The organism is Acinetobacter amyesii (assembly GCF_002018365.1).
GTDB classification, from domain to species: Bacteria; Pseudomonadota; Gammaproteobacteria; order Pseudomonadales; family Moraxellaceae; genus Acinetobacter; species Acinetobacter amyesii.
This window is the reverse complement of record NZ_MVKX01000004.1, coordinates 122,483-134,919: the sequence shown is the minus strand read 5'-3', so window position 1 is coordinate 134,919 and position 12,437 is coordinate 122,483. Positions and strand designations below refer to the sequence as shown.

The following is a 12,437-nucleotide window of genomic DNA, read 5'->3' as shown; positions in this document are numbered from 1 at the left end:
AAAGCTTATTTCCATTATCATTTCGAGCTACCAACTATTCACAAAATTAAAAAAGTTCATTTATTTTTAAAGGCTAAAGGTAGGGGGGTGTCTATTTTTCTATCTGATTTAATTGTTTGATTCTCTGATCAATAAGATCGGCATTACATGATAGATTGATTAGCTTAGATCCCGCACCTTGTACACTACTAGATAGATAAGATACGAGTTCATCACAATGACTATTTTTATATAACAACCAATTCTTTTGAGAGGTTTCTAAAATTTTCTGACCTTCACCATCCATAGTGTTATAGAGCTTTTGATAAGTTTGGTTGAGCTTGGTTTTATTAGATTTTAATTCTTTTTCATAACAGGCAATTTCATCATAAACATTACTTGTCTTACACTCTGCAAAAGCAAAAGATGAAATAAAAGGTAAAACTAAAAGTAAGAATATTTTTTTCATTTTATAAAATTCGTTTATGTGTTTTTAAGATTTTTGATTATAAATAAAAAATCCCCTCATTCGAGGGGATTTTTTCAAACTAATTATTGAACCGAATCATCCAAATTAGGCGCTAACCAACGCTTCGCTTCATCCAACGTCCAGCCCTTACGCTTCGCATAATCCTCAAGCTGATCGCCTGCGATTTTACCCACGTTAAAGTATTGGCTTTCAGGGTTAGCATAATAGAAACCGCTGACAGATGAAGGTGGCCACATTGCAAAGCTCGTCGTCAACTGTGTACCAATCTTGTCAGTAGAACCTAACCAGTCAAACAGTGGCGCTTTTTCAGAATGCTCAGGGCACGCAGGGTAGCCCGGTGCCGGACGGATGCCGACATACTTCTCTTTAATCAATTCTTCATTGCTTAACGTTTCAGATGCTTGGTTGCCCCAGAACTCTTTACGAATGCGCTCATGCAAATGTTCCGCAAAAGCTTCCGCAAAACGGTCACCTAAAGATTGCGCAAGAATTGCAGAGTAGTCATCGCCTTTGGCTTTGTACTCATTTGCCATTTCTTCTGCACCAAAGATAGATACAGTGAAACCGCCCAAGTAGTCATCAACATTCGCTTCGGCAGGCGCAATAAAGTCCGCCAATGACAAGTTTGGTTTACCCGTTACTTTGTCAGACTGCTGACGGATATGCTCAAAAGTATGGGTTACTGTTTTCGCAGTTTCATCAAACACTTGAACCGTGTCCGCACCGGAACGGGCAGCAGGATAAATACCAAAGACCGCACGTGCATCAAAACGTTTGTTGTCAATAATATCTTTCAGCATGGTCTGCGCTTGTTCATACAAGTCAGTTGCTGCTTCACCTACTACTTCATCAGTCAGAATTGCAGGGAATTTACCCGCCAAGCTCCAAGAAATAAAGAACGGTGTCCAGTCGAAGTATTCAACCAAAGTTTCCAATGAGTAATTGGTCAGTGTTTGCGTACCAATAAAGTTTGGCTTCACAGGCGCATTGGCTGCAAAGTCAATTTTCAAACCATTTTCAACAGATTCAGCATACGTCAGCTTAGCGGCTTTCGGCTGTTTGTTGGCAATACGTTCACGCACTTTTTCATATTCAGCACGAGTTTCTGCAACAAACTTAGGTTTCATTTCTTTAGAAAGAAGTGTCGTTGCTACACCTACCGCACGTGAAGCATCGGCTACATAAATCACAGCATCATTAGAATATTGCGGGTCAATTTTCACCGCAGTATGCGCTTTAGAAGTGGTTGCACCGCCAATCATCAGCGGAACATTAAAGCCTTTACGCTGCATTTCTTTAGCAACAAAGACCATTTCATCCAAAGACGGAGTAATCAGACCAGACAGGCCGATGATGTCAATTTTCTCATCAATGGCAGTTTGCAGAATTTTCTCGCAAGGCACCATTACGCCAAGGTCGATAATGTCATAGCCGTTACAGCCCAGCACTACACCAACGATATTTTTACCGATGTCATGCACGTCGCCCTTCACAGTCGCCATCAGGACTTTACCCTTAGACTGACCGCCAGATTTTTCAGCTTCAATGAACGGATTCAACCAAGCCACAGCTTGCTTCATCACACGTGCAGATTTCACCACTTGTGGCAGGAACATTTTGCCCGAACCAAACAAGTCACCCACCACGTTCATGCCGTCCATCAGCGGACCTTCAATCACATCTAAAGGGCGAGCTGATTTTAAGCGCGCTTCTTCAGTATCTTCATCAATGAACGTTGTGATGCCTTTCACCAAAGCATGCTCAAGACGTTTTTCAACTGGAAGTTCACGCCATTCTAAGTTTTCAACTTGTTTTTGCGCAGCGCCCTGACCGCGGTATTTCTCAGCAACTTCAAGCAGCTTTTCAGTTGCGTCATGCTGACTTTCACCTTGGTTTTGGTTCAAGATCACATCTTCAACCGCAGCTTTCAGTTCAGCGTCAATATCATCATAAATCGCCATTTGACCAGCGTTGACGATACCCATGGTCATGCCTTGCTTAATGGCATGGTACAAGAACACTGAGTGAATCGCTTCACGGACTGGTTCGTTACCGCGGAATGAGAACGATACGTTAGACACACCGCCTGAAATCATCGCGTGTGGTAAGTTTTGTTTAATCCAGCCTGTCGCTTCAATAAAGTCAACAGCATAGTTATTGTGTTCTTCAATCCCTGTAGCCACTGCAAACACGTTCGGGTCAAAAATGATGTCTTCAGCAGGGAAGCCCACTTCATTGACCAATACATCATAAGAACGTTTACAGATTTCTTTTTTACGTGCAGCAGTGTCGGCCTGACCATTTTCATCAAAGGCCATCACGATCACGGCAGCGCCATACTGACGGCACAAACGCGCTTTATGCACAAACTCGTCATAGCCTTCTTTGAGGGAGATCGAGTTAACAACCGCTTTACCTTGTACGCATTTCAAACCTGCTTCAATGATGTCCCATTTTGATGAGTCAATCATGATTGGCACACGTGAAATTTCAGGTTCAGATGCGACTAGATTCAGGAAGTGCACCATTGCGCCTTCTGAATCCAACATGCCTTCATCCATGTTGATGTCGATAATCTGTGCGCCAGCTTCAACTTGCTGCTGTGCAACATCTAAAGCTTCGGCAAAATTTTCTTCACGGATTAAACGCAGGAACTTTTTAGAACCTGTCACGTTGGTACGTTCACCGACATTCACAAACAGCGAATCTTCTGTAATGTTGAACGGCTCTAAACCGCTTAGACGGCAAGCGGGTTTGGTTTCAGGAACTTGGCGCGGCGCAATGTCTTTTACGGCATTGGCAATGGCACGGATATGATCCGGCGTTGTACCGCAGCAACCGCCCGTGATGTTAATCAGGCCGCTTTCTGCAAATTCTTTAATAAAAGCTGCAGTTTGTTCAGGGGTTTCATCATAACCGCCGAAAGCATTTGGCAAGCCTGCATTTGGATGCGCCGAAACAAAAGTATCTGCGACGTCTGAAATAGTTTTTACATGCGGACGCATGGCATCTGCACCAAGGGCACAGTTAAAGCCAATCGACAATAAGTCGCCATGACGCACAGAGTTCCAGAACGCTTCAGCGGTTTGACCTGTCAATGTACGGCCAGAGGCATCGGTAATCGTGCCTGAAATCATCAATGGTAATTCATAGCCAAGCTGATTAAACACTTCTTTGACTGCAAAAATGGCAGCTTTACAGTTCAGTGTGTCGAATACTGTTTCAATCAGCAGAATGTCCGCACCGCCTTCAATCAGGGCATGCGCAGCTTGAATATAGTTTTCTTTTAACTCATCAAAAGTGATGTTACGAAATGCTGGGTCATTTACATTTGGCGAGATCGAGCAAGTGCGTGAAGTCGGCCCAAGCACACCTGCAACAAAACGCGGTTTGTCTGGTGTTGAATATTTTTCACAAGCGGCTTTGGCAATACGCGCTGCTTCACGGTTGATCTCTGATACCAAATCTTCCATGTGGTAGTCAGACATTGAAACTTTTGTGCCGTTAAAGCTGTTGGTTTCAATAATGTCTGCGCCAGCATCGAGGTAGGCTTCATGAATGCCTTGAATGATTTGCGGCTGCGTCAACACCAATAGGTCATTATTGCCTTTGAGGTCAGATGCCCAATCTGCAAAACGCTCACCACGGTAGTCAGCTTCTTCGAGTTTATGACGCTGAATCATGGTGCCCATTGCACCGTCGATAATCAGAATCCGTTGAGCGAGCAGCTCTTTTAGGGTGGCAAGCGTGGACATAAATAACCCCAATCCGATGGAATATAAAATCGGCAAATATATTAACAGAATTCATTGCAGTTTTATTGATATTCAATCATCTTCACAGCGCGCAATTATTAGCTTGTTGAATTAATGAGCAATATTGCAACTTGTTAATTTCATATACCAATTTCATATAAATGTATGGAAAGCTTCATGAATTTGTCATATTGCTCAGGCAAGCTTGAAAAACAACCAGTAGGGCTATGCAATATGACAAAAAAAGATGACAGATGAAATATAAGTTGAAACATTGGGTTTCAAAGAAATTAAAGTTTAAATATGAAGCTTAAACAACTGATTTACTTTATGAAAGTAGAGCGTAGAAGTCGGTTTTTAACGCTTAAAAAAAACAAATAAAGCATGAAAAATTGCTTTATATGACACCGCTTTGTCATATAATTGTCATAATTAAATTGAACAATATGGGGATTTTAAAATCCTCTATTCCTGCCTGCATGAATTCTAAACAAACTCCCGTAGATTCAGCGCACACGTCGACTACTCAAAAGTCTACGAATGTTCATGTGCCTACACCGAAATTCTTTATGCCGGTATTTTTAACGGTGATTATTTCAACGTTGATTTATATTGGTTTTCAGGTGACTGCCGATTTAGCGCATGTTCCACCTTTAAGTCTTTATTCAATGATTTTATTGGGCACAGCCTTATTCATCGCACTTGGCTTTGAATTTGTAAATGGTTTCCATGACACTGCAAATGCAGTAGCAACAGTGATTTATACCAACGCCTTGTCAGCACCGGTTGCGGTAATGTGGGCGGGTTTCTGTAACTTCCTAGGCGTAATGGTTGCCAGTGGTGCAGTCGCTTACGGCATTATTGCCTTATTACCTGTTGAATTGATTATGAATGTCGGTTCAGGTGCAGGTTTTGCCATGGTTTTCGCTATGCTGATCGCAGCGATTTTGTGGAATTTAGGGACTTGGTTCTTGGGCATCCCAGCGTCTAGTTCGCATACTTTGATTGGTTCTATTCTTGGCGTTGGCATCATGAACTACCTGTTAAATGCAGGCGGTGGTGCGAGCGGTGTAGATATGGAGCAGGTGCTTAAAGTCGGTAAGGCGTTATTGTTCTCGCCACTGATTGGTTTTGCATTTGCAGCTCTCGTTTTCTTGTTGGTGAAGCGTATTTTCCGCAAACAGCTTGAATTGTTTCAGCCACCAGAAGGCAATAAGCCACCACCACCACTGATTCGTGCAATTTTGATCTTTACCTGTACAGGTGTTAGTTTTGCGCACGGTTCAAACGATGGTCAAAAAGGTATGGGTCTGATCATGCTGATTTTGATCGGATGTGTGCCATTGGCTTATTCATTGAATAAGAACTTAGATAATCAACATATTCAATCTTTCCATCAGTTATCTGCTCAAACTGCGACTGCGATCTACGCAGAGCATAATGATATCCCTGATGCTCAAGCACGCGATGTACTCACCAAATACATTCAAACCAAAGAAGTCAGCCCAGAAGTTGTGCCAGCTTTGGCAAGTTTGACGGATCATTTAGGTGAGCGTGTTGCACAGTATGGCGACTTAAAAGATATTCCTGAACAAGAAGTATCTTCGATTCGTAATGATATGTACCTCAGTACCACTGCTTTTAAACGTCTAGATAAAGCTGAACAACTACCAGCAATGGCAGAAGCTGAACAAAAGACTGTGAAAGAATATCGTAGTCACTTAGATTCGTTCTTACAGTACATTCCAACATGGGTAAAAGTCGCTGTTGCATTGGCACTGGGTCTTGGCACCATGGTGGGCTGGAAACGTATTGTCGTGACTGTCGGTGAGCGTATTGGTAAAAACCACATGACTTATGGTCAGGGTATGTCTGCCGAGCTAGTTGCTATGTCAACGATTGCTGCTGCAGATGGTTTTGGTATGCCAGTATCGACTACACACGTACTTAACTCTGCGGTTGCAGGTACCATGGTCGCGAATAAATCGGGTCTGAACTTTGCAACAGTGAAAACCATTCTATCGGCTTGGGTCTTCACTTTACCTGCAACGATCTGTCTATCAGGTTGCTTATACTGGTTATTCTTGAAAGTGTTCTAAGCAACTCAAATTCCAGATATAAAAAACGCTGCTTCGGCAGCGTTTTTTTATATCTTTATCTCAGACATCACCGATTTGAATGGGGGTGACTGAGCTGAATTGGAACAGTCAAAGTAGCAAGTTGAAGCGTTGAAAAGTTCGGTAATGATTTAACCCAATGGCAATTACGCTTTCTTGAACAGCCCCAATACTTTTTTCACGGGCAGTTTTTCTTCAGCAAAACCATACAGCGCTGCAAAAGGTAAGGCGGTACGCGCCAAATAAGCCACACGCCATAAGCCACCATGGTTGGCACCATGCATCATGAGTTCTAAAGGATGATCCAGCGCTGTTTCAGGGTTAGCAACCGATTGTGGATTTCTCAAGTCGTGAATCCATAAAGCCGCCATGAGTGCATTGGTGGTTTCAGGTTGAAAGGATTCCACATCAAATAAACTCGCACCATTAAATGCGGCTTTTAATAATGGATTCTTCGTCACTGAGCGAGTCGTGGTGGATGGCGCAATATTGATACTAACCCGCTGACCATTTTGACGTGCGACAGTTGCACGCCATTGTTGGATACGTTTTGCGAGTGCGTAGTTTGGGCCTTGTTCCACCACCAAACAGTCAGCGATACCATAGGATTTTCCATTGTCCGCTGTGGTGGTTTGCTCATTATTTTGCTTAAAGAAATGCTGACCTGTGACTTTGGCAATACTTTGTGTCAACAGCTTTTGTGCAGACGCACGGTTTTGGAATTTGGCTTGCGCTGCCGTAACAATTTCTTCTGGAACGGCATAGACATCGGTCGGAGTACACATAAACATCAAGCTGGTGTCGGCTTTTTGTTGACTGACATAGGTCATGATGCTGTCCATTGCCATTGCAACACGAACATGCTTTTCACCATCTAAATAGGCAATTGCAGCCAGATCAAGTTGATGTTCACTTTGTGCAAGCCACTGTGCAATTTCAGGAATGTGTGTCAGTAAATTGGCGCCCAATTTGTGTTTTAGTTCTTGAATGGGCGTGTCTTCATGCACAGCGTCCAGACTCGGTGCATATAAAGTGGCATTACCGGCCTGAACTGTGCTTAAGATTCGATCCCAAACACGTTCATTATTGAGGTCGATTGCCACAATATTGGCTTTCCATTTTGCTAACCACGTCAGTGGGCCAGCTTCGGAAGCAGCACCAAAAAGCACCATAGTCCGATCTGACAAATCGAACCATTCTGGGTGGGCAATGGCTTCACGTAATGCGTCGGCATGACTTGCTTCAATAATGCCAGCATCTTGCCATTTTTGAATCTGAGCCAGTAAAGCCTCACCTTGCAGCTTTTGGCCATGATAGGGCACATACCACTCAGGCGCTGCGTCACTTTCACCTTTTAATTTCACGGTATGCAGCGGATGTGCAGTTAAAGCCACGGCATCTTTGAGCGTATGCTTTTCTTGATCACGATAAAACTCAAAGACGTGATGCGCTTTATTTAAACCTTGCTCAGCAATGTTGATCGCAGCTTCAGATGATTGAATCCCTTGTTCAACCAAGGCTTTAAAATATTCAGGATATTTTTTACGCCAGTTTTTTTCTTGTTTTGCACGTACAGAAGACTGATGGTCAACTGCAGCTAAGGCTTCAGCGATAATTTCACGACCGGTTTTAGATGTACTCGGCTTTTGGTTTGAAGCCGAAATGGGAAATTGAAGACCTTCAGTTGAACTCGACATGCAAAATATCTCAGCTAATTTTGTCATTAATATACAGATGTATACATTATCTATGCCAAATTAAAAAATAGGGTGGCATAAAGTGCCAGATTTATATGATTTGTCATGTGCTTTTGTGAACTTTCGTAGAATATACAGCGTCAATTTTTATAGTCGGAATTGAAAAAGCCTTCGGTTTGAAGGCTTAAAAGAAGAGGGTATGAAATCAGCAACGGCAAATTAACAACGGCCTTTTTTAGCCTGTCCGGGCGGGCAAAAGTCGCCATGTCGATCTGGATAATTATAAGGATAGTGATTACGATCTGGGTCGACCACGATACTGCCTTCACGAGTGTGAACGGCACAAGCACTCAACACGCAGGTCAGCAGCAAACTTGAGAACAACAGGACTATTTTCATTGGAAATTTCCCTTTTTTATTCTGTGTTATTTCAGTTTAAATCAGGGCAAGGGTGGATAGCGTTTCAATCTGCTGTGAAATTGTATAGCTCGATATTTAAAGTGCAGTGTTGTAGATGTGGGAAATTGGCTAAAGAAAAAATTAAAGGACATTTCGGTTTAACGAAGCACAATAAAAAAGCCTAAACTGAAACGGTTTAGGCTGTCATTTTCAGGTTAAATCCAGCTGATTTTTAGACTTATCCTTTAGAAAGTAACGTTTAATAACTGACTTAAGAAATGTGGAATGAGCTTCGGTTCAAGAATAATCGTCATGATTACACCATACGCTGCGCCCCAAAGGTGTGCGCTGTGGTTAATGTTGCTGTTGCCACGTTTACCTGACCAGATACTGTAAGCCACATATAGCACGGCAAAAATAATCGCCGGAACAGGAATAAAGAATACAAAAATCAGTTTCCACGGTTCAAACAAGATATATGCAAAGAGCACTGCAGACACCGCCCCAGAAGCGCCTAAACTTGCCCAATGGGTATCATGCTTATGTTTTAAATAACTCGGAATAATCGCCGCGATCAAACCGCCCAAGTAAAACAGCACAAAGCCCATGTCGAAGAAATATTGGCGATAAAAACTTTCAATCACGCTACCAAAGAAAAACAAGGTAATCATGTTGAACAATAGGTGCGCGCCATCTGCATGAATAAAGCCATGGCTAATAAATCGGTCATACTCGCCACGACTGAGGGCTGGCGGCCAAAATAACAAACGATTCATCACTTTCTGATTAGAAAATGCAATCAGTGAAATCACCACCGTAATTAGGATAATGGTCACGGTGTGGTTAAAGGGTAGACCCAACATATATGACTATTCTACTTGTTAAAATTTATGCTCAATAATGCCATTAAAACGGCTTAAAGCGTGAACTTTCAGAATAATTCCGACAATTTTAGTTGATTTTTTTCTAATGCCCCGCATCTTAAGTTAAAATAGCGACTTCAGCTTGAGGAAATATTGTAATGTCGACTGAGAACAACAGCACAGCAGTTGCTGAAGAAATTCCAAACCTATTGATCACACCAAATGCCCAAGAGTATTTGAAAGATCTTTTGGATAAACAAAATACACCGGGCATTGGTGTACGTGTTTTTGTGGAAAATCCGGGTACGCCACGTGCTGAATGTTGTATGGCTTACAGTGCACCAGAAGAAGTTGTGCCTACAGACTATAAACAAGACTATCCAGATTTCCCTGCATTTATTGACACACCGTCTATTCCATATCTTTTGGATGCGGTGATTGACTATAATAAAGACCGTTTTGGTGGTCAGTTAACTTTCCGTGCGCCAAACTCAAAAGTGCCACGTGTGGGTCCAGATGCCTCTGTAGAAGAGCGTATCACTTATGTTCTACAGTCAGAAATTAACCCTGGCCTTGCAGGTCATGGTGGTAACTGTGCATTGGTAGAAGTGGTTGAAGATGCAGAGCATGGTTTAACTGCAGTGCTTAAATTCGGTGGTGGTTGCCAAGGTTGTTCTTCAATCGATTTAACCTTGAAACAAGGTGTTGAAACAACATTGAAGCAGCATGTACCTGAATTAATGCGCGTTGTTGACCAAACGGATCACAGTAATACTGAAGGTGCTTATTTCAAATAAGTTCAGTATTGTTATAAAAAGCCGCAATGTTGCGGCTTTTTATTTTCTGAATCCAATTAAACGAAGATTTTTAAATGATTTCTGAAGTTTTTACAGTGAGATGATAAGCTATATCATAAATATTAATGAGAATGATTATTAAAATTAGTTGCAATATTGTTCGTGATAGTTACAATGTGCAACACATTATTCTAGATTTCTCCATAACTTAGCCACTTTGGGAACAACCAAATGACCAAGCATCTCCTCCGTTCAACACTTACACTTTCAGTTCTTAGCGCAATGGTAAGCCTCAGCCATGCAAATGAAGCAGCAGAAACAGCCGATGAATCTGCAGTTAAAATGGAAACTATTGTTGTTTCAGCAAGTGGTTCACAAGTAAATGTAAAAGATGCGCCGGCTTCAATTAGTGTTGTGACGAAAGAGGATATTCAACGCCAACCTTTCAACAGTTTGGCAGATGTATTGAGTGATTTACCGGGTGTTACCGGTGGTTATTCGAATGCAGGTGCGGGTTCAAAAATTACTTTCCGCGGTATGCCTGATAAATACACCTTAATTTTGGTTGATGGTAAACGTATTGGTAACCAGTCATTATTGGGTCACCGTCCAGATAAAGTTGATCAGGATTTAAACTGGATTACACCGGACATGATTGAACGAATTGAAGTGATTCGTGGTTCGATGTCTACGCTTTATGGTTCTGAAGCAGTGGGTGGGGTAATTAATATTATTACCAAAAAAATCCCGAATAAATTAACTGGTAGTGCAACGGTTAACTATAGCAAACCTGATTCAAGCTCTCGTGGTGAAACAGAACAATACGGTGCGACCGTTTCAGGTCCAATCAACGATCATTTTGGTTTCCGCCTCGGGGTCAACCGTACTGACCGTGCGGCAGATAGTGATGCAGATGGTGGTACATCGGGTTCAGTTGCAGATACGGTAAATGGTCGTTTGACGTGGATGCTTTCAGATGCACAAACCTTAAACCTAGATGCATCTTGGGGGAATGATAAGTCTGAGACTATCGAAACTGCGGGTGAACAGTTTGGTTATGAAATGGAGCGTTATGGTTTTGGCATTGGTCATGAAGGACATTTCGCGAATGGTCTAAATACCAATATTGACCTTTACTATAATGAAATTCAAAACAACGACCAAAGTTTTGTGGACGACGAAAAAGTTGAAACCAAAGCCACAGAAACGGTACTGGATTTAAAAGCGACTCAAGAGCGTCAAGTCTTTGGTAAACGTAACGACTTAACCGTTGGCGCGCAGTACAAATATGAACAAGTGTCGAACTCATCGAATATTGGTAACTTGGGCTTAGATGTCGATGGCAATGAATTGGTGAATAATGACCTTGAGCCAGATACTTATTCATGGTCGGTTTTTGCTGAAGATCAGATCCATTTACAAGACAACCTGATTTTAACTTTGGGTGGTCGTTTAGATAACTACGAAACATTTGACCTGAATTTTTCACCGCGTGGATACTTGGTTTATCATCCGACAGAAGCTTGGACGGTAAAGGGTGGTGTATCACGTAGCTTCCGTGCGCCAAACTTACGTGAAAGATCAGGTACTTCTAGTACAGGTTCAATGGGGATGGGCTGTTCTTCTCTGATTTCTATTGGCTATCCGGGTGGTGGTTGCCAAATGCTCGGTAATCCAGACTTAGAGCCAGAAACCAGTACTAACTATGAAATTGGTTTTGGTTATGCTGAAGATGGTTATGGTTTAGATGTGACTTATTTCTTAAGTGATATTCAAGATTTAATTCAAAACCGTCAATTGGGTATTGCACCAAACGGCACATGGTACACCACACAGCGTAATGTAGAAGAAGCACGTACCAGCGGTATCGAGATGACCTTCAAGCTTCCATTTACCACTACAGTAAGTTTCAATGGTAATGCGACATACATGTTGGAATCGAAGAACAAAGTCACAGGTGAATCATTATTAGAAACTCCTGAAATTACCTTAAATGGTACCTTGCTTTGGGATGTGACCGATAAGTTGAATTTACATGCGAAAGTTCAATATTTAGGTCGTCAAAATATTGAAATTGGTGATGATACGCCAACCTTTGCAAAACCTTATACAACAGGGGATGTCGGTTTTAACTACGTGGTGAATGATCACTTTACTTTCCGTGGCGGTGTACAAAACGTTGCTGGCGTGAAAGTAGATACAGGCAGTGATTATGGTACAAGTAATCCAGCCGTTTATTATGCTGGGTTTACAACTCGCTTTTAATTAATGTGATTTAATCCGAACAAACAGCTCATTTTAAATGGGCTGTTTTGCTATTTATAAAAAGTGAATTAGGAA

Annotated in this window: 8 protein-coding genes; 3 read left to right on the top strand and 5 right to left on the bottom strand. The window is 42.0% G+C overall.

The window, feature by feature from the left end; genetic code table 11:
• Positions 1 to 91 precede the first annotated feature (91 nt).
• Positions 92 to 448 carry a lysozyme inhibitor LprI family protein gene (locus tag B1202_RS07515; RefSeq protein WP_078189953.1) on the bottom strand — a complete coding sequence of 119 codons (357 nt, stop codon included), beginning with the start codon at positions 446 to 448 and terminating at the stop codon, positions 92 to 94.
• Positions 449 to 531: 83 nt separating this feature from the next.
• Positions 532 to 4,224 (bottom strand): methionine synthase, encoded by a 3,693-nt coding sequence (metH, locus tag B1202_RS07510; RefSeq protein WP_078189952.1) that lies wholly within the window; start codon positions 4,222 to 4,224, stop codon positions 532 to 534.
• A gap of 479 nt (positions 4,225 to 4,703) precedes the next feature.
• Here metH and B1202_RS07505 point away from each other — a divergent pair, with 479 nt between their 5' ends.
• Positions 4,704 to 6,323: an inorganic phosphate transporter gene (locus B1202_RS07505; RefSeq protein ID WP_078189951.1), complete on the top strand. Its 1,620-nt coding sequence runs from the start codon at positions 4,704 to 4,706 to the stop codon at positions 6,321 to 6,323.
• Between the two features lie 164 nt (positions 6,324 to 6,487).
• Here B1202_RS07505 and B1202_RS07500 read toward each other — a convergent pair whose 3' ends face one another.
• From B1202_RS07500 to B1202_RS07490, 3 genes are all read right to left on the bottom strand, one after another.
• Complete coding sequence (locus tag B1202_RS07500) at positions 6,488 to 8,038, bottom strand: hypothetical protein (protein WP_078189950.1); 1,551 nt, start codon at positions 8,036 to 8,038, stop codon at positions 6,488 to 6,490.
• Positions 8,039 to 8,257: 219 nt separating this feature from the next.
• Entirely contained in the window at positions 8,258 to 8,437 is a 180-nt protein-coding gene (locus B1202_RS07495; protein ID WP_078189949.1) for a hypothetical protein, read from the bottom strand.
• Positions 8,438 to 8,682: 245 nt separating this feature from the next.
• Positions 8,683 to 9,300: a rhomboid family intramembrane serine protease gene (locus B1202_RS07490; RefSeq protein WP_078189948.1), complete on the bottom strand. Its 618-nt coding sequence runs from the start codon at positions 9,298 to 9,300 to the stop codon at positions 8,683 to 8,685.
• 158 nt (positions 9,301 to 9,458) lie between these two features.
• Here B1202_RS07490 and nfuA point away from each other — a divergent pair, with 158 nt between their 5' ends.
• Positions 9,459 to 10,097 carry a Fe-S biogenesis protein NfuA gene (gene nfuA, locus B1202_RS07485; protein WP_078189947.1) on the top strand — a complete coding sequence of 213 codons (639 nt, stop codon included), beginning with the start codon at positions 9,459 to 9,461 and terminating at the stop codon, positions 10,095 to 10,097.
• Positions 10,098 to 10,328: 231 nt separating this feature from the next.
• Positions 10,329 to 12,362, top strand: a complete 2,034-nt coding sequence (locus B1202_RS07480; protein ID WP_078189946.1) for a TonB-dependent receptor plug domain-containing protein — start codon at positions 10,329 to 10,331, stop codon at positions 12,360 to 12,362.
• Positions 12,363 to 12,437: the final 75 nt, after the last annotated feature.